Origin of the sequence: Sphingorhabdus sp. (genome assembly GCF_044357595.1) — a bacterium.
Taxonomy (GTDB): domain Bacteria; phylum Pseudomonadota; class Alphaproteobacteria; order Sphingomonadales; family Sphingomonadaceae; genus Sphingorhabdus_B.
Genome location: NZ_JBIKPH010000004.1, coordinates 1 through 24,238, shown reverse-complemented (window position 1 = coordinate 24,238; position 24,238 = coordinate 1). Strand labels below are relative to the sequence as shown.

Sequence of the window (24,238 nt, the reverse complement as noted above, 5' to 3'; positions counted from 1 at the left end):
GGATTCTCCCCGATCAAGGCGTGACGGTAAGCGTGACCGTTTTTAAATTGGCAGAGTCTGGACCCGCCATAATGTCGAACTCGCCCGGCTCCACGACGCGCTGCATCTTGTCATTCCACATCTGGAAAGTTTCGGGCGTGAGCGTGAAAATGACATTTTTGCTCTCGCTCGCTGCCAAAGTTACCCGTTTGAATGCCTTCAAGTCTTTGACTGAACGTGTGACTGAGCTAACTTTGTCGCGGACATAGATTTGCACGGTTTCGTCACCTGCGCGGTCGCTGGTGTTCTTAACCGGAACAGTTACGGTGACTGTGCCGTTTGCCGCAATTGTCGCCGATGAAAGCGTCGGTGCGCCAAGCTCAAATGTTGAATAGCTCATGCCAAAACCGAACGGGTAAAGCGGGGCCTTTTCATCAAACAGATAGCCGCGCCGTGCGGTTGGTTTATGGTTGTAATAGAATGGCAATTGCCCAGCGTTGCGCGGGAACGTGACGGGAAGTTTTCCGCCAGGATTGACGTCGCCAAACAGCACATCGGCTAAGGCATTGCCGCCCTGCTCGCCCAGATACCAGCCTTCAATTATTGCATTGGCTTCAGAGGCAATCTTGCCGATCGAAGCTGGTCGGCCATTTATCAGTATCACCGTAATTGGTTTTCCAGTCGCCTTCAGCGCATCGAACAAGTCCTGTTGCTCGCCCACCAGATCAAGGCTGCTGCGATCACCCAAATGGCTTTCTGCCCACCCCTCGCGGCTGGTCTGTTCGGTATCGCCCAACGTCAGAATGATCTGGTCGGCATTCTTTGCGGTTTCAACTGCTTCGGCAATCAGCTTGCGGTTAGCTGCCGGATCGGCAAGCTTGACCTCATCACCCCACCAATCGTCATCTTCGGTGATCTTCACACCTTGCGCAAAAACGACATTGGCGTGTTTGCCGGCCTTGGCCTTGATACCGTCGAGAATTGAGACGGTCACCGCCGGCTGGCCGTAATAGCCACCAAGCCGCGCCACGGCGGCACTTGGGCCGATGACTGCAATTGTTGCAGCCTTCGATGTTAGGCTCAAAGGCAGCATACCGTCATTCTTGAGTAGCGTGATCGAACGCTGCGCCGCTTTCAATGCCAGCGCCTTTGCCGCCGCGTTGTTGGTAATCTTGACCGCAGCATCGGCATCGGCATAGGGATTTTCAAACAGCCCGGCGCGGAACTTCATCGCCAGTATCCGGCCTACAGCCTGATTTATAGCCGCTTCGGAAACCTTTCCTTCGCGCACCGATGTAATCAATGTCGAGTAGGCCGCTCCTGTTGGCAAATCAGAATCCACGCCGGCCGCAAGCGCGAGTATCGCAGCCTCGGCTTTGTCCTTTGCAATGCTATGCCGACCGGCCAACTCATCAATCGCATAATAGTCACTGACCACGGCGCCTTTGAAACCCCATTCCCCGCGCAGTACATCGCCCAGCAGCCATTTGCTGGCATGGCTAGGGACGCCGTCGATTTCGTTATAGGAAGCCATCACCGCTTGAATGCCAGTACGCTTGACCACCTGCTCAAAAGGTGGGAAAAAATATTCGCGCAGCACGCGTTCGGAGATGGAAGCAGGGCCGATATTGGTTCCGCTTTCTGGCTGGCCGTGGCCCGTCAGGTGCTTCAGTGTTGCAAACACTTTGCCTGGAGCAAGCGTCGTGACCCTGCCCGTGCCTTGCAAGCCTTCGACGGCTGCCACGCCCAATTCGGCTGTGAGATAGGGGTCTTCGCCAAAAGTTTCCTCGATCCGGCCCCAGCGTGGGTCGCGGGCAATATCGACTACCGGTGACAATGCGAGGCTAACGCCGCGAGCGCGGATTTCGCGGCCAATGACGACGTTGATCTCTCGTATCAAGCCGGGGTCCCACGACGAAGCTAGGGCAATAGCCTGCGGGAAGCTCGTAGCGTCTAGTGCTGCGTATCCGTGCAAGCCTTCTTCGTGCATCAATATAGGAATGCCCAGTCGGGTTTGTGTCATCGCATGCTTTTGCAGCGCATTCACAAGGCGCACGGTGCCACGTACATCACGCCCCTTGACCTTGCGGGGTGACACTGGACCTGATGCGTCAGACGGACGAGCAAACTGACCGATGCCATAGGGGAATTTGGCTGACATTTTCACAGCGTCAAACTCGCCTTTGGCATCGAAGACTTCGGCCTTTGCATCCCAAACAGTCATGGTTTGGGCGACTTTTTCTTCCAATGTCATTTTCGCCAGCAGGTCATTTACTCGCGCGTCGATCGGCGCTTTGGCGTCTTTGTAAAGCGCTTCCGCTTCAACGGCCTCTGTGGCAGAAGCATGCACGGGGTAGATTGCGGTTGCCGCGATCTCAGCGGTACATAGCAATAATGCGGCGGCACCAGATTTCATCGTCGCTGTCTTCCCTGGCGCTTGAAATGATAACGCTACCATGAAACAAGCCGAAGGCGTCGTCAATCTCTGACATGGTGTTCACATCGCACTTGAAAAGTATTGCGGAGCTTGGCATTATAGCGTTAGAGTTCTCTCCGTGAAAATCGGCAACGTCATAAATCAGAAATCACAACGTGGGCATCAAGGGGGAGCCACGATAGCCGATGTCGCTTGCGAATCTGGGTTCTCGCCTATGACTGTATCACGTGTCATCAATGGTGAGAAAAATGTTAAGGATTCAACCCGCGAAGCAGTTCTAGCCGCCCTGAAAAAATTGCAATATTCTCCTAACCTTGCAGCCAGATCACTTGCTGGAGCCGAACCCATCCGGATTGTGATGCTCTACGGAAACCCAAGCTTCGCCTATCTCAGCCGCTTGCTCGTCGGCACTTTGGAGCAAGCCAGAAAAAGCCACGTCCAGTTGATCATTGAGCAATGCGATAGCGAGAAGGGCATCCGCGACGTTTTCAATGACCTTGTCGAAGGCGCCGTTGACGGTATTGTCTTGTCCGCCCCGCTGTCCGACTCGGCGACCGTTCAGGAATTGCTGGAAAAAACGGACATTCCATGCGTCGCGGTCAACAGCTGGTCCCCGCTCGATAAAATGTCGGTGGTCCATATCGACGATGTTGAAGCAGCTGCCACGATGACGCGGCACCTTACGTCGCTGGGGCATAAACGCATCGGCTTTGTCAAAGGGAACCCCGAACATAACGCCAGCCTGCAGCGCCTGAAAGGCTTCGAAGTGGCGATGGCAGAGGCAGGATTGCCCGTTGACCCCGCATTGGTGGTCGATGGCCTGTTTACATACAGGTCCGGATTGCAAGCAGCTGAGCAACTGCTAGATCTTCCTGACCCGCCGTCAGCCATTTTTGCGAGTAATGACGACATGGCAGCGGCCGTCATAACGGTTGCTCATCGGCGGCATTTGGATGTTCCACGAGACCTGACGGTTTGTGGATTTGATGACACCGACTTTGCATTGTCGATTTGGCCGGAACTCACCACGATACATCAGCCGATTGCTGAGATGTCGCGGGCAGCAGTAGAAATACTGGTTGAACGTATTCGCGAAAAGCGGTCAGGACGGAAACCAAAACGCGAGCAGAGGTTGCTCGATTTCACGTTCGTTCGGCGTGAATCGGATGGTGCACCACCTTCAAAGTGATGGTGGGCCAGCATAAGGGCCGATAATCGTTCCGGTGAATAGCAATCCGTTGAACTCAGTCGCAAGAACACGCCCGTCGGCGTCGGCAAGCAAAGTCTGCCATTCGCCGTCATTGACGGAATAGGTAAAGTCATAAGCGGCACCTTTGGCCGTGATGCGCAGCCGAAGACTTGTCCCGCCCTCGAACGATGTCTCAGCAAGAACGCGGTCCTTTCCCGCATCGTGATGGCCGCTGCGGACTGCAATGATTAATCGCGTGCCGTCTAATCCAAAGAAATATTGGTGCTGTTCATCGGCAATGGCAGCCAAGCCTGCGCGCTCGCCATCCTTGAGCCATCTCGAACGTAACCCCGTTTCAATTGTCGCATAAGCATGCTGTTGGCGCCGTCCGACAAAAGACGGTTTGCCGTCGGCGCCTATCGTCAAGGCACCTGGCGTTGAACTCAGGTCGATCCATTCGTCGGTCGGACCGCGCCGCATAAGCCAATCATGGCCAAGCGATTTACCGGTAAATTCATCGCGCCATTGCGACCAATTTGAATTCTTGGGCGCCGCTCCTAACTTAGGTCGCCGTGTGACGTGGGGCACCGCTTGGCCTTGGGCTAATATCACCGGCCACTCGCCGCTCCAATCGACCGGTAGCAGGAAGGTTTCGCGCCCCAAATTGGTAAGCCAACCTTCATATGGCCGGTTGCCGAGGAATACAGACCACCACTCACCGTTTGGCAGTTGCACAAAGTCAGCGTGGCCGGTTGCTGTAACAGGGAATGGTCGTTTGGGGTCAAGGTCGCGCTGAGTGAGGATTGGGTTGTTCGGTCCCGCCACATATGGTCCGGTTACCGATTTGCTGCGGAACACCGTCTGTGAATGTTCGCCCGACGTCCCGCCTTCCGCCGCGATCAGGTAATACCAGCCACCTTTCTTGATGATGTGCGGCCCTTCGGTCCAAATCGGCTTTTCCGCGGGAGATACACCCTTATCGACGAGGACGCGGCGTGGCGGGATTAGCCGCTTCGCCACGAGGTCATATTCTTGGATCCACAAGGCGCGGTGACCTTCATAGTCTGGGGCGCTCTCGGGCGGACCGTTGTAAGTAATCCACACCCGGCCATCGCCGTCAAAAAAGATATCCGGGTCGATGCCATCAATCTCCTTTAGCCAGACCGGGTCGGACCAAGGCCCTTTTGGATCTCGCGCGGTGATGATGAAATTGGACCCGCAATCGATGCAGGTGTTGATGATATAGAAAAGCCCCATGTGCCAGCGGATTGTCGGCGCAAACAAACCGCGATTTATGCCAACGCTTTCGATGTCAACCATGCCAGGCCGGTTAATTGCATTGCCGATCTGCTGCCAAGTGACGAGATCGCGGCTATGGTAGATTGGCAGACTAGGAAACCAGCCGAACGTTGAATTGACCAGATAATAGTCTTTGCCGACCCGGACGAGGCTGGGGTCGGGATGGAATCCAGGTATAATTGGATTGCGGTAATCCCCGGATGTGACGGGAATGGCGTCCTCGACTGGATCTCGGCCCTGATAGGACACATAGTCGAACATGGCTTGCGCGTGTCCGCGGGACGCAACTAGCAGCGCGGCTAAGCCGACTATCGAACGTTTAATCATGCGTTGACTGCCTTCAAGAGGATGGTCGCTGTGAAGTATTCACCGGGCGCCACGATCGGCATTGTGGGTAGTTCTCCGGGTAGATTGAGTGCGTTGTTGACATGCGGCACAGGCTCGAAACAAAAGGCACTACCGTCCTTTGGCACATAGACGACTGCTGCTTCCATATCTGCTGTGATCTCTAGTGCGAGCTGTCGTCCCGTCCAATGAATGCGGGTTTTGTCATCCCAACCGGCATAGCAATGGTCGATACTGCGTCCCGCAACTTTGCCGTCAGTGCTGAAATCGAACTCGCCATTGGGTGTTATGGCCTCGTATGGCATGGCGTCTTCGCCCGACATAAGCACGCGCGCGGCGGTGAAAGTTAAGTGTGCGCCATCCATATCAAAATAGGGATGATGGCCAAATGCGAGCGGGGCAGGTTCATCCGATAGATTGGTTGCGATAAGTTTCAATTCCAACATACCGGCACTTAGCGTGAATCTCTGTGTAGCTTCAAAAGGCCAAGGCCAGCGGGCGTCCGCATCGTGTTGCAGCTTGAGCACGCAATATGCATCGCTTCGCTCGGCTATCGTCCAAGCTTGTTTCCACCCCGTGCCATGGATCGCATGCGGTTCAGGCGCGAAATTGGGGGTTATTTGGATTTCGCGCCCTTTCCAAATAAACTGCGCATTGCCGATCCGGTTCGAGAACGGCACGAGCGGAAACGAGGCCATTGCAAGTGGATCGCCCGATGCGATGGCGTCGGCATCTGCGCGCCTTAACATTTCTTGTTCACCGACTGACCAGCCGATGATGCTCCCCCCGAGAGCAGGGCAAATGGTGGAGATATTGTCGCCGCAGACGATGCTGACTAGTTCAGGCAGAACCATTATTGGTTGCTGCTAGGTGTCAGCTGCGATGTGTTAATGACAAACACTTGGCCGACTTCGATCGCCTGCGCCGCTGCACCGAAATGCAATGCTAGTACACCCTTGCCCGCGTCAATTGCCGTTTTTGCCTGGGTCTTGACTTGTAGCAGTCGCCAAGTAGGCCCCAGCGTCAGGACATTTTCGCCAAAACCCGGGTAGGGCGGATCATTCGCCTGCACCCGGATGCCGAGTTTGCTCGTGCCATCGGGTGAGCCACCAGGTGCGGTGCGGGCGAGTATACCGATCAGTATGACGTCGCCTTCGGCAATTGAATCGGTAATCGGAACGATCGCGCCAATCTCAAAAGCATTTGCGGCAGCTGCGGCGGTCCGAACTAGCAATGCAGTGCCGCCGGTTCCTGGAATGTTAGGTGACGGAACCGTCTGATGCGTTGCGCCCGGACCGTAGACCGCCCAATCCTTGTTCGCTGGGTTGCTGATCAATTTACCTTTGCCTTGCAGTTGAGGCAAGATGTCGGTGGTTGCCGATTGTTCTGTCTTGCCCGACTTGGTTGTGAGGGACGTTGTGCCGGATGCAACAATCGTCTGGCCAATTTCGATCACCTGTTTGGCTCCCGACAATTGGAAACCAACAACTGCCTGACCCCTGGGAATGCTAATGTTGGCCTTCGCTGCGACCTGATAAAGCTTCCAGTCTTTTTCGATCAATATCGTGGTGTCGCCAAAGCCGGAATAAGGCGGGACATTTTGATTGAAACGCAGGCCTATCCGGCCTCTGCCGTCGCTCGTTTCGGCAGAAACCGTCCGAGCATAAAATGCGACAACGACGTCGGTGCCGGACTTTATTCCCGCAGTTATTGGTGCGTTGGCGCCCGCTTCAAACAAAGTTGCTCCAGCCTTTGCAATCGTGATCTGCGTTGCGGCTTTGCCGCCCGGAATGCTCTCACCCTTTACCGGCTTGCTGGTTTGGTCTGCGCCAAATATCTGCCAGTCGAGCCGCGTTGGGTCGTTAATGAGTGTTCCTGGAAGCGCGTCATCTAGTGCCTGCAATTCCGCCGTTGGTTGATCGGCCAAAACCGGGGCAGAAACCGAAACGACTGCCGCGACAGCCCAAAGTGCAAATTTATGCATCTCGAACACTTTCCTTTACTCCTTCAACCCCATCGCATCGCGCATTCCGGGCACCCATGCCTTCTTTTCCTGATCCCACAACGGGAAGGTGTTGGTATATGCCCATGCGCACATTCCGATGCCTATCTGGTCGAACGCGACGCGTATCGTTTTCTGATAATTCACACGATCTTCAATAGACACTGTGCTGTAGGCGCCGAATTCGCCCATGAAAGGCGTCTTGCCAGTGCGCGCTACGTAATCGCGGACTTTCTGCAGATCATTTTGCAGCAGTTTCTGGTCTTCAGGCCCACCATATTTGCGACCCAGGGGTGGCGAAGGGTCGACCCAGGTTGCGCCCTGATGCGTGAAATTGAACGGGTCATAATAATGGAAGGTCGGCACGATGTTGGGATCATCGGGCAGCTTCAATGTCTTGAGCGAATTGACCCCGCTCCAGAACTCGCCGCCGATGATAACAGGCCGGGTCGGATTGCTCTTGCGGATTTCGGCGAGCGCCGGGTTGAGCACTTTCAGCAGGTTGCTGTCGTTGAACTTGTCATGCGGTTCGTTTTCGATTTCGAACCACAAATTGGACTCAGGTTGGTCGGCGAACGCGGTAGCTATTTGGGTCCACATGCCTGCAAGCTTTGCAATATTGGCGTCGCTTGGGTCTTTGTGGATTTCTTCGAAATGATGGCTGTTGAGGATGACGTTAAGTCCAACTTTACGGGCGTCATCGACAACTGTCTTCACCCGGGCCATGAACGCTGGATCAATTGAATACGGCGCAGTATCGCTCGCCCGTGTTGGCCAGCGCACTGGCAGCCTAATCGTATTAAATCCGGCGTCGGCTATCCGCTTGAAATCGGCTGCATCGATTTTCTTTCCCCCCCATGCTCCTTCAGTCGGTGTTTCTAGGCTGTTGCCCATATTTACGCAGCGGCCAATGGGAAGGCTATCGGTTTTGGCGAGTGCTGGAGCCGCGACGCCCGATATTAATAGGGCTGCGAGAATATATTTTGGCTTCATGGTCAGGGCTTCCTTTCGATTGATTGAATGTATTCTAAACCAAGGCGCAACGTCTCAAATGGCTCGCTCGCCTCGTCGCGCTCGACAAATTTGTGAAGAAAATCTCGCTTTCCGGCCGAGGCAAAAATGGAAGGAAAATCGATCCGGCCATCGCCAACATCCGCCATATCTGTGCTCGTTCTTTGCATGTCTTTTAAATGCGCCAGAGGAAAGCGGCCGGGATGCTGGCGAAGCAACGCGATAGGATCGCCGCCGCCTTTGACTGTCCAGTAAACATCCATTTCGAAATTCACGAATCTGGGGTCGAGCTGTTCAAGCAGTAAATCGATCGGTCGTACGCCGCCGATCGCTCGATACTCGAAATCATGTGCATGGTAGAGTAATACAACGTCTTCGGCCGCGGCAGTCGCGCCAACTTTGTTTAGCTGCGCAACCCACCAGCGCCATTGCTCAATCGTTTGACGTTCTTCGCGCGGTAGCCATGCCAGCACCAGATATTTTGTCCCCAAAGACTTTGCATCTCGGATCGCCATTTCTGGGTCATCACGCAACTGTCGCCAATCAGCATGCGTTGCAACAGCGTCCAATTGATATCGGTCCAGCAACGCGCGAACCTCGCTCGGGTCGTGGCCATAAAGTCCGGCAAACTCAACTTCGCGATATCCGATTTGCGCAATACGGCATAAGCTGCCCTCGAAATCCTGCTCCATCGCAACGCGGATAGTATAGAGTTGCGCGCCGTAGGGCTTCCCCAGCGGGGCATCGGGTGTCCGGCAGTCCAAAGCGGTGTTCTTATCGCTGGCCTGAACTACGCCCAAAGGAATGGCGGATACCAAAAGGCAGGCGGCAAAATATAAGCCAGTCCGGACAAGCAGCGACATCCAACCCTCCTTCGGAATCAATTTGAACCCTACAACATGCGCTAGCGTCTTGACGCGTCCTTCAATTATGATAGCGCTACCACAATAACGAGGAGAGATTCAATGCGCAAATTTGTGGTGGCAGCATTGCTGTGTACGGCAGCATTTTCAGTAGCTGCGAACGGCAAAAGTGAACGTTCACGAAGTGGTGCGGCCAATCCCGCAATCTGGCCGGGGGTAAAAAATCCGGTTGCAGTGGACCCTGTTATCGAAGCGCGAATCACTGACTTTTTGCGCCGAATGTCGCTTGAGCAAAAAGTAGGGCAAGTGATTCAGGCCGACCTTGGCAGCGTTACGCCGGAGGACGTCTATACATACCATCTCGGTTCGGTATTGAATGGCGGCAATAGTGCGCCGGGTGGTAAACAATGGGCGCCCGCTGCCGAATGGCTTGCCGATGCCGACCGCTTTTACGATGCCTCAGTAAGGCCTCACGGCAATCTGCCGATCATCCCGATTACTTGGGGAAGTGATGCCGTCCACGGGCACAACAATGTCACCGGCGCGACCCTGTTTCCGCATAACATCGGGCTGGGCGCGATGCGTAATCCCGAATTGATGCTAAAAATCGGTGCGGTAACCGCAGTCGAGATGCGGGTGACTGGTCTCGACTGGACCTTTGCACCGACGCTAGCGGTCGCGCGCGATGATCGCTGGGGACGGACCTATGAAAGCTACTCTGAAAATCCGGAAGTGGTTGCAGCCTATGCAGGGCCCTTGGTTGAGGGCTTGCAAGGCAAAGTCGGTTCGAAGGACTGGCTGAGAGGTGCACATATAGTCGCTACCGCGAAGCATTTTGTAGGTGACGGGGGAACCGACGGCGGCAAGGATCAGGGTGACAATGTTTCTAGCGAAGAGGATCTTCGCGACATTCAGGCCGCGGGATATCGACCCGCTATCGAGGCTGGTATCCAATCGGTCATGGCAAGCTACAACAGCTGGCATGGCGAGAAAATGCACGGCAACAAGTCGCTCTTGACAGATATATTGCGCGGACGGATGAACTTTACCGGCTATACTGTCGGCGACTGGAACGGCCACGGCCAAGTTGCGGGTTGCAAAGCCACCAGTTGTGCCGCTGCCTTCAATGCCGGGCTCGACCTCTTCATGGCGCCCGACAGCTGGAAAGGGCTCTATGAGAATACCCTTGCGCAAGTGAAGGACGGCACCATTTCGGTAGTCCGTCTCGATGAAGCCGTCGCGCGTATCCTGCGGGTAAAATTGCGTGCCGGTCTATTTGAATCCGGCCGGCCTTCTTCACGCCCGCTGGCTGGAGATTTTCGTAAAATAGGGTCGCCGGAGCACCGAGCAGTTGCCCGACAGGCGGTGAGAGAATCGCTTGTATTATTAAAAAACGAGGGAACTGTGCTGCCTTTGAAGGCTGGCCAAAGGCTACTAATCGCAGGCGATGGCGCAACCAGTTATATGAAACAGTCAGGCGGCTGGACCCTGTCGTGGCAGGGTACGGGGTTGGCTGATTCCGAATTTCCAGGTGCGACGACGATTGGCAATGCGCTGTTCGAAGCAGCTGGGGGGAATGCTGTAATCACCAGAGACGGCAAATACGTCCAAAAGCCAGATGTTGCGGTGGTAGTGTTTGGCGAAGATCCCTATGCCGAATTTCAGGGTGATGTCCCCGACCTGATCTTTCGCGATAAATCTGACAATCTCGCCTTACTCAAAAAATATAAAGCAGAAGGGATAAAGACCGTGTCGGTATTTCTGTCGGGCAGACCGATGTGGGTCAATAGCCATCTAAATGCGTCTGACGCATTTGTAGCGGCATGGCTGCCGGGTTCCGAAGGCGGAGGCGTTGCCGATCTTTTGTTCGGTAAAGCTGATTTCAAAGGAAAGTTGCCTTTCAGTTGGCCGAAACTAGCGACGCAATATGTGCTGAATATAGGCGATACAGATTACCACCCGCTTTTCGCTTATGGCTATGGGCTGAGTTATGCGCGACCAGGCAAGGTCGGCATGCTGAGCGAAGAAAGCGGACTGCCACCGGGATCCGACCTCCCCGCCGGAACATGGTTCGACCGCGGTAAAACCGGACAGTCGCTCGATTTCTACCTGACATCGAGTGGCAGTCTAGAAAAGCTCCGCACTGGAATTGGCACAAACAGTGACTTGGTGCGCGCCTTTTCAGTCGATCGTAACCGTCAGGAAGATGCGCGACGATTCATTTGGCTCGGCGGTGGCAATGCTACCGTCGCCTTGGCCGCAAACGTGCCGCTCGATTTGAGCCGCGAGACCAACGGCGCGGTGGCGGTCGAAATCGATTATCGCGTAGATGCGCTAGGGGTGGGGGCTGTAAAACTGCTTGCTTTTAACGAAGGTCTGAAGCCTGCAGGCACGGGGCTGGATGTAACGGCCCTGTTTAAAGCCGCAAAAGGCAAAGGCTGGCAGATGATGTCGGTTCCGCTGTCCTGTTTCGCCAAGGCTGGTCTCGACATGACAAAGGCACAGGTGCCGGTAAGCATAAACACATCCGTCAATCTTGATCTTTCAATCTCTAGGATTGCCCTAGGTACGTCGGCTGCGGGAATGGTCACCTGTCCATGAAATTTTCCGCCGACATGCCAGAAATCGGGGATATTCAGGAACTGACGGCAACGGTCTTGCTAGACGGCATGGCTTCATCGAGATGACGCGTTAGATTTGTGCCCTGACACATGGCCTTTTCTGTGGCAAAGTCGGTGAGACTTAGAACCCACGGGTTCGGGTAGAGGCGAAGCGCGGACGGCTTCATGGCCGCCAATCCCAATGGGAACTAACACCGGCAATACCCGTTTTACCTGGCGTGCATTCTGACCAACACCAAACTCCATTATAAGCCATCACAGGCTGGAAAAACTCTGGGTCATCCGGCACGGCCATAGCGAGGGCAGTGTCGCGCGATATGCTGGTCCACTGATGCCCGACTGATCAGCGCGCGGCGGTAGACTCCCGCACTATAAGCTCATGCGGCAACAGTCTTTGTTCAACTTTGTCGGGCAATTGGAATAACAGGTCCGCCGCGGCATACCCTAATGCCTGCACCGGTTGGCGAATGGTCGTGAGCGGTGGCCAGACGACCTGCGCAAGATCGGTATTGTCAAAGCCTGCAACCGAAAGCTGTGCAGGGATAGATACGCTCAACCGGTGCGCCGCCGCCAAAACGCCCGCGGCCATGTCATCATTGCTGGCAAATATAGCAGTCGGCGGATCTTTGAGGGCGAGCAAATCAGTAGGGGCCGCAGAACCCGATTCAAAATCGCATTGACCCGGGCGAACGAAAGTTGCGTCATAGTCTAACCCAGCTTTATAAAGCGCTTTGCGGTATCCTGCCTTCCGCTGGCCGCTTGCGGCATAGCGAGTATCTCCCTCGATAAAGCCGATCCGGCGGTGGCCAAGGCTGACCAGATAAGTTGTCATATCTTCCGCCGCTTGCACATTATCGATAAAGGCCGCAGCCACGGCACCATCCAGCGTTGCGGGTGACAAGGTGACAAAGGAAATTTCACGCCTTGCGAGTTCGGTACGGATTGCCGGATTATCGGCAAAGGGTGGTGTCAGGATGATGCCATCCAGCATTGTTTGATCAATCAGCCTGCACAGCTCATTGAGCAACGTCGTGGACCCCGCATCCGAGGGTTGGGAAATCATCCGGTACCCCCCCTCTATGCATCGCGCCTTGACGCCTGCCTGCACGTTTTGTGCATTATAGGGACTGGGATTATCATATATGAGCGCTATTTGAAAAGAACGGCGCCCGGCCAGTGCCCGCGCCGCGAAATTGGGATGATAGCCTAGCTTCGCTGCGGCCGCCTCAACCCGTGCGCGTGTATCCTTCGCGACATATTTTTCCTTGTTAAGCACTCGCGAAACGGTCTTGATCGACACGCCTGCTGCTTCAGAAACGTCACGAATTTTTATGCTCATGCGCTGCCTTCATATGCAGCGCATTCAGCGATGTTGCTCCCAGCCTCTAGGCCGACCAAGGCGATGGTAACGGCGCCGTTAGGATGGGCAAGGAGCGATTCCGCAGCCATGGATTAGATCGTTTCGACCCGCGCGAGCTTTGGCGAGAGCAGGTGGATGGCGAGCACAGCAATGAAATAGGTCACGGTGCAGGCGGAAAAGATCAGCGTATAATTGCCGCCGGTCGCATCAAGCACAAGCCCTGTCGACTTGGCCATGATCATCCCGCCAACGCCACCACAAAAGCCACCAAGGCCAATAACAGACGCAACCGCCCGCTTTGGGAACATATCGGGTGGGATCGAAAGCAGGTTGGATGAAAAGGCCTGATGTCCGGCGAGTGCAATGCCGATGAGTGCAACGGCCAGCCACATATTCTCCAGCCCCGACACAAACAGCAATGGCAGTACGCCCAGTCCGGCGATGATCGCCGTCGTCTTGCGCGCGAAATTGACGCTTTTACCGCGCTGGATTAGCTTGGAGGACAGCCAGCCTCCTGCAATGCTGCCGACATCGGAAATAAGGTAAATGATGATCATCGGCAGCAGCACGACTTTCAGATCGACATTATAGGTCGATGCAAAATACTTCGGCAGCCAGAATAGCATCAGGAACCAGACCGGATCAGTCAAAAATTTGGCTGTGGCAAATGCCCAGGCTTCGCGGGTTGAAACAACTTTTACCCATCCGATCTTTTCGACTGCTTCGGGGGGATCATGTTCGATCCACGCCAGTTCCGCTTCGCTGACCTTGCCGCTTTCGCGCGGGTTGCTGTAGAGCCAAAGCCACAGTATGAGCAGCAGCGCGCCAAACAGGCCGGTGACGAAAAATGTCTCCCGCCAATTGAAGCCGAATGTGACCGTGAACAACGCAACCGTCGGTGCGGTCAGGATCACGCCGATTGTTGTGGCGCTGTTGACCCAGCCGATAGCATAGGCGCGTTCCTTTTGCGGAAACCATTCGCTGCTGGCGCGGACGACCGAAGGAAAATGCCCAGCTTCGCCTACACCAAGCATCACCCGTGCGGCCATGAACGAGGCTACCGAGCCTGCAAAACCATGGGCGACATGGCCGATGGTCCAGATGCAGATCGCGATCGTATAGCCGATTTTTGGTCCAAACTTGTCAATCAGCCAGCCCATGAGAAGGAAACCGCAGGCATAAGCCGCCTGAAACGCGGTGACAATGTTGCCATAGTCATTTTCGTTCCAGCTCAGTTCCTTGCCCAAATCCGGCGCGAGCAGGCCGAGCATGGTCCGATCAATATAGTTGACGGTGGTAGCTACGAACAGCAGCGCGACAATCGCCCAGCGATAGCGGCCTGTTTTGGGGACGGCGCTTGCCGTTTCACGCGCTGCCATTTTCGCCCTCCTCGTTCAGCACGACCGTTCAGGCCGTCGCATATTTTATCGTGCATTCTATCCGGCCAAAATTGTCAAAGTGCACTTCAAAATGCTGGCCATCGGTGATTTCATGGACGCCGGATACCGCTCCCGTTGAAACCAGCATGCCCGGCGTAATCGTAATCCCCCGGGCGATCAAATTTTCGAGCAGAAACTGCACCGAGCCCAACGGCCCATCGGGAAAGGCGCTGGCCTGTCCTTGGCCGACCGATTGCCCGTCGATTTGTGCTTCGACCAACCAGCTTTCTAACCCACTTTCGCGCCAATCGGGAATTTCTTTACCGATGATCAGGCCGTTATTGTCGCCGAAATCTGAAATGGTAACGAGTGGACCGAGCGCGTTGATCCCGGGAAATGGGGAACTAGCGACTTCAATGCCGATAAACACCGAATCGATCAGGTCAGCCGCTTCGGTCAAGGAGAAGCTGGTTTTGCCGGCTTCTGGGGTGCGGCCAATGCGGAATAGAAACTCCGCCTCTACCGCGCCAAAGCCATCGCGAAAGATATTGCCTGTGACCGGGCTGTCAGCAACGCCGTTTTTCACATGGCTGGCAAAGATCGGCCCTGCGAGGCGGTTCACGCTCAGCCGTTCGAGCCAAGGGGTGTTGATCCGTCCGACCTTCCAGCCAACAGGCGCTCCACCACGCAATGCGATGGCGGCGTCCTGAATGACGTAAGCCTGGTCCAGATCGCTGGGCAACTTGCCGGGATAGGAAGCAAATCCAAGCGCCTTTTGGCGAGCCGCAACAAATGCCTCGGCAATGCTTTGTGCATCGGCAAAAGTCGTTAACACACATTCTCCCCTTCATCATGCGGTTTGGTTCTGGTATGGGATACCGGTGTCATTTGCAAGAATGCTAGGGTGCTGGACGTAAATTTATCGCTATGCATCCCGAAAATAGGGGGTTAATGCCAGCCACGATGAAGCCGACAATCAACGATATTGCCCGCTTGGCCGGTGTTTCGAAGAAGACGGTAAGCCGCGTAATCAATGATTCGCCGCTGCTGACTGAAGAGACGCGGGATAAGGTCAAGCTGGTGATTGCTGAGCATGGCTATGTCCCAAATCCGCAGGCACGGGCGTTGGCACTGGGGCGTAATTTCCTGATCGCGTTGCTCCACGACAACCCCAATGCGCAGATGATCCTCAACATGCAGCAGGGCATATTGGAAGGATTGCGCGACACTGAATTCGCCATGGTGGTGCAACCTGTTAACCGCAGCTCGCCGACACTGATCGAGGATATGCGGGAGTTTATCGTACGGCAGCGGCTCTATGGCATAGTCATTTTGCCGCCGATTTCTGAGAATGATGCGGTTGCCAAAATGTGCCAGGAGGCTGGATGTCGCTATGTCCGCATGGGATCGGCAGTGCTTGATGATACGGCGCATATGGTGGCATCGAACGACCGAGACGCCGTGCGCGACGCGACGGAATATCTTATAGAGCAAGGGCATAGTCGCATAGCGATTGTAACTGGGCCGCAAGGATTCCGTTCAGCTGCGGAAAGGCTCGCGGGTTTTGAGGAAGCGCTGGCTGAGGCTAAAATCAAACTGCCACGCAGCTTTCGCGCACAGGGGGAATATACGTTCGATTCCGGTCTGGCAGCAACCGAGAAGCTGCTTGATCTGTCGCCGCGCCCGACCGCGATCTTTGCGTCGAACGATGAAATGGCGGCGGCGGTGCTCTATGCTGCGCGTCTGCGGGGCCTCAAGGTGCCGGAAGAATTGTCGATCATTGGCTTCGACGATACACCGATTGCTTCGCGCGTCTGGCCTCCGCTCACCACTGTGCGCTGGCCGATCGTCGCGATGGGCCGGTCCGCCGCGCACAAGTTGATTGCCGGTGCCATTGCAGAGGTGGATACCGAAAATGAGCCATCGGAATTCCTTTCCACGCTCATTCGACGCGGGTCTGTTGCCCCACCCAAGCAATGAGCCTTGCATCGCGTAATGACACCGGTTACCTAGATCAATGATTTTTGAGCTTCAAACATTCATCGAGAGGTATTTATGAAGGTCGCACTGATCATTGAAAACAGCCAGGCTGCTAAAAACGGCATCATCCATGACGCATTGAAAGCGGTTGCCGAGCCGCTCGGCCATCAAGTTTCCAACTATGGCATGTATTCAGCGGAAGATGCCGCTTCGCTCACTTATGTCATGAACGGTTTGCTGGCCGGCATCTTGCTCAATTCAAAGGCGGCGGATTTCGTAGTGACGGGTTGTGGCACCGGTATGGGTTCAATGCTCGCTTGCAACGCGATGCCGGGCGTATTTTGCGGCCTCGTCATAGACCCTACCGATGCATTTCTTTTTAACCAAATCAACGACGGCAATGCAATGTCGATGCCCTATGCCAAGGGCTTTGGTTGGGCGGCAGAGCTCAACCTGCAGGATTGTTACCGCAAAATTTTCGAAAATGAAGGTGGTGCGGGCTATCCCAAGGAACGGGCGCACTTTATGGCCGCCAACCGCAGCATCCTGAAGGATGTGAAGGCCGCGTCGTGCCGCGATATGCTGACCGTGATCAAGACAGTGGATCAGGATTTGCTGAAGGCCGCGGTTGCGGGCGAACATTTCGCCGAGTATTTCTATGTAAATTGTCAGGACGATGAGATCGCAGCCTATCTGCGGGGCGTCACGGGCTGATATGGCGATATCCTTTGATCTGACAGGCAAGGCGGCGCTCGTTACAGGCGCTAATACCGGCATCGGGCAGGCGATAGCGTTGGCGCTGTCCGAAGCCGGTGCGGACGTTGCGGTTGCGGGACGGAGCGAACCAAGCGAGACGCTTGCCGCCATCGCCGCGACCGGGCGTAAAGCTGTGAACATCAAGGCTGATCTGGGTTCGACCGAGCCGGTACAACGTTTAGTGGATGAGGCGCTCGCAGGACTGCGGCGGATAGATATTCTCGTCAATAATGCCGGGATCATCCGCCGCGACGATTTGCTCGATTTCAGCGAGGCAGATTGGGATGCGGTGATTGATACCAATCTGAAGGTGCTATTTTTCCTGAGCCAAGCAGCAGCGCGGCATATGGCAGAGCGTGGCTCTGGCAAGATCATCAACATTGCCTCTTTGCTTACGTTTCAGGGCGGCATTCGCGTGCCAAGTTATGCGGCGGCGAAATCGGGCGTGGGTGGGGTGACCAAGGCGATGGCCAATGAACTCGCGCCCAAAGGCGTGCAGGTCAACGCGATTGCGCCGGGCTATATCAGCACTAACAACACCGCCGCTTTACAAAGCGATGAAACGCGCAACCGGCAGATATTGGAACGCATCCCGTCCGGATGCTGGGGCAAGCCAGAGGATATTGCTGGGGCGGCTGTGTTCCTTGCCGCGCCCGCATCAGACTATGTGACAGGGCAAATCTTGGCAGTCGACGGCGGCTGGCTGGCGCGCTAGCCTTAGCCCGATGACCAAGCCCATTGTCTTTTTCGGTGAACTGCTGATCCGCCTGTCTGCACCCAGCAATGAATTGCTGATGCAGTCGTCCAGCCTGAACCTGCATGTCGGTGGGGCGGAGGCCAATGTCGCCATCGGGCTTGCCAATCTAGGCTATGAATGCCGGATGGTGAGTGTCGTTCCAGACAATGCGCTGGGTCGCGGAGCGGTGTCAGCGGTGCTGAAGCATGGGGTGGACTGTTCGGGCGTTGCCAAGGTTCCGGGGCGGATGGGGCTCTATTTCCTTGCAGTTGGTGCCGGGTTGCGCGCGTCTGAGATTGTGTATGACCGCGCGGGCTCGAGCTTTGCGCAGGCACGTGCAGATGATTTTGATTGGGATACACATTTGGCCGGTGCTGGGTTGCTGCATTTGTCGGGCATTACGCCAGCACTCGGGATGCAATCGTCCGAGGCTGCTCTGGCGGCGGCGCAGGCGGCGAAGCGGTTGGGCGTGCCAATCAGTTTTGATGGCAATTACCGTGCTATGCTGTGGGAAGCATGGGATAGTGATCCACGCGCGGTGCTGTCCAAACTCATTGGCATGACAGACATACTTTTCGGCAATCATAGTGATTTGTCGCTCGTGCTGGGCAAGAATTTCTTGGGCGAAGGCGCAGAGCGGCGGCGCGAGGCGGCGGAGGCTGGCCTTGCGGCCTTCCCTGGTTTGAAACTCATCGCTTCCACCGCGCGGCATACTGTGAGCGCAGACTATCACCGCATTGCGGCGCGAGTTGACCTGCGTGATAGCGGGCATCAGACTGACGAGATCGACGTTAGCGGCATTGTCGACCGGATCGGAGCAGGCGATGCCTTTGCGGCGGGCGTGCTTCACGCGCATCTAGGAGGCGGCGATGCCAAGGCGATGGCGCAGACGGGCCTCGCGCTCGCCTGTCTCAAACATTCGCTCCCGGGGGATGCGAGCCTTTTCCAGCAAGTCGATATCGACGCCTTCAACACAGGCGGGTTAGATGTCCGGCGCTAACATTTGTGAGTGGCGGTCCGCCGGAGCGGCAGGCTTCGGCATTTCTTCAGCGTTATATAAAGCAGGGGGCAGCGCTGAGACTGTTTCTGCAAAAGCGGACGCATTCTGCGCTTTGCTAAAATGCAATCAGTCTAATCTTGAGTTGCTTCCAAATGGCTCAGCTTTGACAAACTAGAGCTGCTTTGGGCAGCAAGCGATTGCCATTCTTTCGGCGCGACTGAGTGTAGGATCTCGATGATTAGTCGATCGGTGAGCTGGGATACCTGTTTTAAGTCTTTGTGAAATGGCGCATTGCTCAAACTAGCCCGGCGCGCTCCTTCTCCCAAACGGTTTTTGCTCTGACAACGCCTTCATTCGTGATCTGCTACCCATGTGCGCCAAAATGATTGGCGATAGCTGTCCCGATGCGCAAAACTAGCGCATAGGCATGTTCTATGGGAGCGACGTAAAGCGTTTCTATCTCGGCATAGGCTTGGGTTTCGCCATCGGGATAATCAGTGGGCGCTAAGACTTGGTAATCGGCAACGTCAGGCAAGGAAACCGGAAAGGCCCGGCGCAGTTGGGTGAGGGCATCCTCAATTCTGAGTGTGAAGACCATTTCCAGCACGTCGTCCCGACTAATATCATTGGAGCGCGCAAAGGCTGGAACCTGCACGGCCTTTAAAAACATATGCTGGAGGAGTGCCAGGCGCAACGCGTGGAGTGCTCCAAGCGAGCGGCGCAAATCTTCCCTGTCAGATGGCGGCGTCGCTTCCTGCGGAATGTGATCAAGGAGGCGATGGAGGTGCAGCCCATCCACGCGAAGGCGGGACGCGAGCCTTCGAAACACACCCGCCCTGTCATCCTTCGTGAGGTGCTCCGCCAGCGCAAGGCAGGCGTTTGCGAGATGGTTTTCCGTTCCCCGATAGGGACGGCTTGCCCAATAGGCAGAGTTGAACAACTCCCCATAGGCGGCGACCGTTTTGATGCTGGCCAACCGATCCGCCGCGCGGATCATACGGACAAGAGACTGGCCGCGCCGTGAGGCGGTAAGGACCTCTGCCACGCTCTCCAAATCCTCACTGGCCGCCGATCCGACACCTGCAAGGATATTCACGGGATAGCCGAGCTGCTGAAGGATTGCGTTGTGGGGAATTGCGCGGATCTGCCGCAGGTTCATATCCCGGTCCGCCGTTAGGTCTGACTGCCTACGCGACCTTCGAGAGCCCGTTTCATTGAGCAGGCCAAGACCAAAGGCCGTGACGGCTCTGGGATAGGTTTTGGAACTGAGATGCTCCCGCTGCACACGTCGGATACCGCGATAGAAATCGAGACTAATGTCAGTGCGCGCATAAAACGGGTCATTTTCGGAGCAGGGCGGGACGATTTCAACCTCGGCAATGCGGGTAAGTGTTGCCAAGGCCAGTGCGTCGTTGCGGAAGAAAAGATAGCCATCACCGCCCTGAAAGCTGGCTTCGAGTTCCAACTTTATGCCGCTTTGAGAAAATTGGGCCCGTGCCCAGCTGCTCATGGGATAATGCATCCGATCTTCAATTGAGGTCGGGTGCGCCCCTCTGCCCATAGACTCGCCATGCGTATTAAAGATCAGCGCCGAGATGTCTGTCAGGCCATGCCGCGCCATGATGCGGGCCAGGCTGCCGTGCAGCCGCTCAATGGCAAGGGCGGCGGGAAGCTGTCCCACAAACCGGCCCGCGTCGGAAAAGCCAGTCTGTATTGAGACTCGTCCGCGCACCCGAGCATAGGCTTGGTACATCGGCTCACGCAGCAGGGCCTCAAGAAACCGCGCCCCGTGCTCCATTGCTGTCTCTGTCTCAAATAGGGGCGAGACATCAACTTTCCCGTCAATGCCGAAGAGCTTTGCAAAATAGAGTGCCGAAAGAACCGTCTGCGGCTGCTCACATTCGGCAATGAGCATACGGATGGGCGTATCGGAATCTACATGATGCAGAATTTGCGCCATCGCGATGAACTGCCGAAGCGCAGTTGTGCTCTCGCTTGCCAGCGCGGCGAAGTTGGACCGCAATGGCCGTACATCTGAAAGCAATTCTCTAAGCCGCTTGAGCGCTGTGCGACTTCCAAGGTCCAGGGTGTTGTCCGGGTCGATCCGGCGCCGAATGGCATTGTGCAATTGTGATGCGTTGACCCGAAAGTGGACCCATCCCATACCCAGCCCATCGCTCTGCATCGCAGACGCAAGGGTGATCAACGCCTGTGCCTGATCCGGGTTCTCGCAGTTTTTTGCCTCCGCTCTCAGCGCTTCAATAATAGGGGCAAGCGACAAAAGCTTTGCGGGATGATCTGCTGTCAAGTGATTGGCCGCGGCAGAGACATCCTCAGGCTCTGACACATCTCCCGCGAACAAAGAGGCCATGTGCTGGCTGTGCTCTTCTGCCGCCCGGAGCTGACCGATCAGGGGGTGCTTCGGGGCGGCTGCCTCCAGCATATCTGCATAGAGGCCTAAGCGCTGGGCTTTTTCGGCGAGCCGATATCTTAAACTTGTTGCCCAACCAATATCGGTGCGGCCATCCATGTCATAGCCAACCCAAGTCGCGAGCCGATATAGCTGCGGCAACAAGTTCCTCCACAAGTCCGGCCAACGACATGCCGCTGCTTCCAGTGCCGTGTTAACTAAGCGGTCGCGCGCGCCCTGTGCGCGTCGCATCGCGGCCATTGCCTCTTCATGCTCCCAATCGAGCGTGACGGCCTGCCGAGGTGTTTCCGCGCATATATCCACTGTGCCGTCTGACATGTTGCTAGCCGCCTGAGCAACGGCGTCACTCTGTGCGCCAGAGAGTAAAAAAGTGGGATGCGCGGTGAAGACAATGTGAAGCAGTGGACGCCCGACACGATCGGCAAAATGATCAAAACCACCCTCAGACTGATCCAATATTGCTCGCCATCTGAGAAGGTTATCTGCATCCTCTACGGGGCTCAACAGCTGCTGCAGCCGACGTGACCGGCTGTTCAGCGCCTCGTGATAGAGGTCGCTGACCAGGGACCCAATATCCCCCAATGTCAGCACACCATTCTCAAGCTCCCGGGAAATGTCATGGCCCAATTGGAATACGGGGTTGAAGAGCGGCGTCTCTGCGGTCTGCTGATGCAGTTGCTGGAGCCGGGCGCGCAGGTCACTTGTCGTGTTTAATTCCATGTTGCCACTACTTCCCAACACTGTTTTCCGACCTAACGTTGGTAGGCTTTTCCGCCTGTTAATCAATGGTTGTGCATACCAATTCAGAACCACGGACGTCAGCCAAGCCGATGCGGGTCAGTAACTAGAATTCAGACGCTAGCGTTTTCATTTTGGCCAGCATTCACTTGTCTGAACTTCGAAAAGGATGGCAGCGCCACTTCGGCTCGCCTCAAAAAAATCGAACAGCGGATCAATGCGCCGAGTAATGGCCTGACAACGGTGTGATATCGAAAGCCCGCTCCGACGCAGCACTCCTTATTAGCGTTAGAACCCATATAGACGCGACTTCAATATTCAGTTCATAGAAAGGCGGCGGTTCAATCGGCGAGAACCACATCCTTTTTACCCAGTGCCCCTAGTTCACCTGATTTACGTGCTTTTCGGCCGTATACCAACTCGAACAAGGGGCTTGCCATCATGGTGGTGACAATAGCCATAAGTACCAGCATTGAGAACAACGTCGGTCCGATTATCCCTTTTTGCAGGCCGATGTTGATGATGATGAGTTCCATTAAACCACGCGAGTTCATCAGAGCGCCGATACCCAATGCGGTGCGATTGTCTTCGCCAGCGACCCGCGCCGCGACATAGCACGCACCAAATTTGGCGACGATTGACCCTGCCAGAATTACCAGTGCGATCAACAGCAATGGAACCGTGTTGACCATATCCATGCGCGTATTGAGCCCAGAATAAGTGAAGAACATCGGCAGCAATAGAACGACTGCAAGCGGTTCAACCTTCTTTTTAAGTTCTTCAACAAATAGTCCGCGGGGCATAACAACCCCAAGAATGAAGCCGCCGAAAATTGCATGGATACCAACTGCGTCCATGATGAACGCCGAAAGACAGAATGAAGCGAGGGTGATGCCAAGCACTGTCATGCTCATTTCGCCCTCGCGCTCCACCATCCGCCCGAGCGGCGCCAGGAGTCTGCGGCCAAACAGGATTATGAACGTGGCGTAGAGCAGCCCACCACCGATCGCGAGAACAGCAATTCCAGGACCTGCGCCGAATGTTGCCAGCACGATTGCCAGCACACACCAAGATACAGCGTCGTCAAAGGCACCAGCGGCAAGCGACAATGTGCCGAGCGAAGTTTTTGCCAATCCGCGTTCATTGATAATGCGCGCTAACATCGGAAATGCGGTAAGCGCGATGCAGGCTCCCATGAACAAAGTCGCGCTTGATTGCGAAATTCCTGGTGCAAACAGGCCTGGAACAGTCAGCAGCCATGGGGTTAGCAATGCTGCAATCAAAAACGGTGCCGCAATACCAGCGAACGATACGCTTATCGCGCTCTTTGCTTTAGATTTGAACTGGTCAAGTTGCAGCGTTGTGCCGACCAAAAACATGTACAGACCGACGCCTAATTGCGCGCCCGAATACAGCACGTTTTTAGTTGGTCCCGGGAAAACCGCTGCCTGTGCATCAGCGAAAAAATAGCCAAATAATGATGGCCCGAGGATAACGCCCGCGATCATTTCACCAACAACCTGAGGTTGGCCGAAAAACTTTTGGCCCAGTTTGCCCACGATCCGGCAAGTTAGTACGATGATGGCTAACTGCAGAAAGAAGTGGACGCTAAAATCTGTTGGCGTGAAGCTACTAGTAGTCGCGGCCTGAGCAGGACCATTGGGATCCAGCACTTTGAAAAGCGTATCTATTGCACTTGCTAACATTTCAGAAAACATACCCTTCCACCTCCATGGATCTGAGACATTCATAGGTAAAACTGTAACATCGAGTGAGGGCGAGACATTCACAGAGTGCGATTATAGCCTTTCTCTGAGTTCTTCATAGGGTGCTTTTCCTTTGAAGGCTCCGTGTGGTCTGTTGAAGTTGTAGAAGGTTTCCCATTCGCTGAGCTTGGCTTCGAGATCGACGGCGCCTTTATAGCTGAGCAGTGTCCGTCGTCAGATCATTTGGCACTAATGGCTGCGTAAACTATCGGAGTGTTGGCCTAGGGTCAGGACTCATTAACTAAGCCAAAAGATGACTGTAGCTGCGATTGCGATGGCAGACAAGAAGGTGTGGGCGCATCGGTCATAACGGGTGTGGATGCGTCGCCAGTCTTTGAGTTTCCCA

At 55.3% G+C, this 24,238-nt stretch carries 18 protein-coding genes and 2 pseudogenes; 6 read left to right on the top strand and 14 right to left on the bottom strand.

Annotated elements, in window-relative coordinates; genetic code table 11:
• Positions 1-13: 13 nt before the first annotated feature.
• Positions 14-2,395, bottom strand: a complete 2,382-nt coding sequence (locus tag ACIQ2T_RS01390) for a glycoside hydrolase family 3 N-terminal domain-containing protein (RefSeq protein ID WP_397589256.1) — start codon at positions 2,393-2,395, stop codon at positions 14-16.
• Between the two features lie 157 nt (positions 2,396-2,552).
• On the opposite strand from ACIQ2T_RS01390, the gene ACIQ2T_RS01385 reads away from it, so the two are divergent.
• On the top strand, positions 2,553-3,605 hold the full coding sequence (locus ACIQ2T_RS01385; RefSeq protein ID WP_397589286.1) for a LacI family DNA-binding transcriptional regulator: 1,053 nt from the start codon (positions 2,553-2,555) through the stop codon (positions 3,603-3,605).
• Here ACIQ2T_RS01385 and ACIQ2T_RS01380 read toward each other — a convergent pair.
• From ACIQ2T_RS01380 to ACIQ2T_RS01360, 5 genes are read right to left on the bottom strand one after another with little or no spacing between them, the layout of a single operon-like run.
• Complete coding sequence (locus ACIQ2T_RS01380; RefSeq protein WP_397589255.1) at positions 3,597-5,231, bottom strand: glycoside hydrolase family 43 protein; 1,635 nt, start codon at positions 5,229-5,231, stop codon at positions 3,597-3,599. The two genes, ACIQ2T_RS01385 and ACIQ2T_RS01380, sit on opposite strands and share 9 nt — an antisense overlap.
• A complete protein-coding gene (locus tag ACIQ2T_RS01375) occupies positions 5,228-6,103 on the bottom strand; it encodes an aldose 1-epimerase (protein WP_397589254.1) in 876 nt (291 codons plus the stop codon). Before ACIQ2T_RS01375 ends, ACIQ2T_RS01380 begins: the two co-directional genes overlap by 4 nt.
• Positions 6,103-7,233: a hypothetical protein gene (locus ACIQ2T_RS01370; protein ID WP_397589253.1), complete on the bottom strand. Its 1,131-nt coding sequence runs from the start codon at positions 7,231-7,233 to the stop codon at positions 6,103-6,105. The genes ACIQ2T_RS01375 and ACIQ2T_RS01370 overlap by 1 nt, the downstream gene beginning before the upstream one ends.
• Before the next feature lie 15 nt (positions 7,234-7,248).
• Positions 7,249-8,244: a glycoside hydrolase family 5 protein gene (locus ACIQ2T_RS01365; protein WP_397589252.1), complete on the bottom strand. Its 996-nt coding sequence runs from the start codon at positions 8,242-8,244 to the stop codon at positions 7,249-7,251.
• Positions 8,245-8,246: 2 nt separating this feature from the next.
• The gene (locus ACIQ2T_RS01360; RefSeq protein ID WP_397589251.1) at positions 8,247-9,125 is read right to left on the bottom strand and encodes a sugar phosphate isomerase/epimerase family protein; all 879 of its coding nucleotides are present in this window, start codon (positions 9,123-9,125) and stop codon (positions 8,247-8,249) included.
• Between the two features lie 102 nt (positions 9,126-9,227).
• Here ACIQ2T_RS01360 and ACIQ2T_RS01355 point away from each other — a divergent pair, with 102 nt between their 5' ends.
• A complete protein-coding gene (locus ACIQ2T_RS01355; protein ID WP_397589250.1) occupies positions 9,228-11,726 on the top strand; it encodes a glycoside hydrolase family 3 N-terminal domain-containing protein in 2,499 nt (832 codons plus the stop codon).
• Between the two features lie 34 nt (positions 11,727-11,760).
• Here ACIQ2T_RS01355 and ACIQ2T_RS01350 read toward each other — a convergent pair whose 3' ends face one another.
• The 4 genes from ACIQ2T_RS01350 to ACIQ2T_RS01335 form a co-directional block, all read right to left on the bottom strand.
• Positions 11,761-11,913, bottom strand: a complete 153-nt coding sequence (locus ACIQ2T_RS01350) for a hypothetical protein (protein WP_397589249.1) — start codon at positions 11,911-11,913, stop codon at positions 11,761-11,763.
• A 176-nt stretch (positions 11,914-12,089) separates the two neighbouring features.
• Positions 12,090-13,085 (bottom strand): LacI family DNA-binding transcriptional regulator, encoded by a 996-nt coding sequence (locus ACIQ2T_RS01345; protein ID WP_397589248.1) that lies wholly within the window; start codon positions 13,083-13,085, stop codon positions 12,090-12,092.
• A 113-nt stretch (positions 13,086-13,198) separates the two neighbouring features.
• Entirely contained in the window at positions 13,199-14,485 is a 1,287-nt protein-coding gene (locus tag ACIQ2T_RS01340; RefSeq protein ID WP_397589247.1) for an MFS transporter, read from the bottom strand.
• 28 nt (positions 14,486-14,513) lie between these two features.
• Positions 14,514-15,320, bottom strand: coding sequence for a 2-keto-4-pentenoate hydratase (locus ACIQ2T_RS01335; RefSeq protein ID WP_397589246.1), 807 nt, complete (start codon positions 15,318-15,320; stop codon positions 14,514-14,516).
• 116 nt (positions 15,321-15,436) lie between these two features.
• On the opposite strand from ACIQ2T_RS01335, the gene ACIQ2T_RS01330 reads away from it, so the two are divergent.
• From ACIQ2T_RS01330 to ACIQ2T_RS01315, 4 genes are all read left to right on the top strand, one after another.
• Positions 15,437-16,465, top strand: a complete 1,029-nt coding sequence (locus tag ACIQ2T_RS01330; RefSeq protein ID WP_397589245.1) for a LacI family DNA-binding transcriptional regulator — start codon at positions 15,437-15,439, stop codon at positions 16,463-16,465.
• Positions 16,466-16,540: 75 nt separating this feature from the next.
• Positions 16,541-17,179 (top strand): RpiB/LacA/LacB family sugar-phosphate isomerase, encoded by a 639-nt coding sequence (locus tag ACIQ2T_RS01325; protein ID WP_397589244.1) that lies wholly within the window; start codon positions 16,541-16,543, stop codon positions 17,177-17,179.
• 1 nt (position 17,180) lies between these two features.
• Positions 17,181-17,936 (top strand): 2-dehydro-3-deoxy-D-gluconate 5-dehydrogenase KduD, encoded by a 756-nt coding sequence (gene kduD, locus ACIQ2T_RS01320; RefSeq protein ID WP_397589243.1) that lies wholly within the window; start codon positions 17,181-17,183, stop codon positions 17,934-17,936.
• A gap of 10 nt (positions 17,937-17,946) precedes the next feature.
• Positions 17,947-18,957 carry a PfkB family carbohydrate kinase gene (locus ACIQ2T_RS01315; protein ID WP_397589242.1) on the top strand — a complete coding sequence of 337 codons (1,011 nt, stop codon included), beginning with the start codon at positions 17,947-17,949 and terminating at the stop codon, positions 18,955-18,957.
• A gap of 364 nt (positions 18,958-19,321) precedes the next feature.
• On the opposite strand, the gene ACIQ2T_RS01310 is transcribed toward ACIQ2T_RS01315, so the two are convergent.
• From ACIQ2T_RS01310 to ACIQ2T_RS01295, 4 genes and pseudogenes are all read right to left on the bottom strand, one after another.
• A complete protein-coding gene (locus tag ACIQ2T_RS01310) occupies positions 19,322-22,108 on the bottom strand; it encodes a phosphoenolpyruvate carboxylase (protein WP_397589241.1) in 2,787 nt (928 codons plus the stop codon).
• Between the two features lie 359 nt (positions 22,109-22,467).
• Entirely contained in the window at positions 22,468-23,844 is a 1,377-nt protein-coding gene (locus ACIQ2T_RS01305) for a cation:proton antiporter (protein WP_397589240.1), read from the bottom strand.
• An 81-nt stretch (positions 23,845-23,925) separates the two neighbouring features.
• Positions 23,926-24,057: pseudogene (locus ACIQ2T_RS01300) on the bottom strand (IS481 family transposase); the annotation flags it as partial.
• A gap of 72 nt (positions 24,058-24,129) precedes the next feature.
• Positions 24,130-24,238, bottom strand: a pseudogene (locus ACIQ2T_RS01295) (IS5/IS1182 family transposase); the annotation flags it as partial.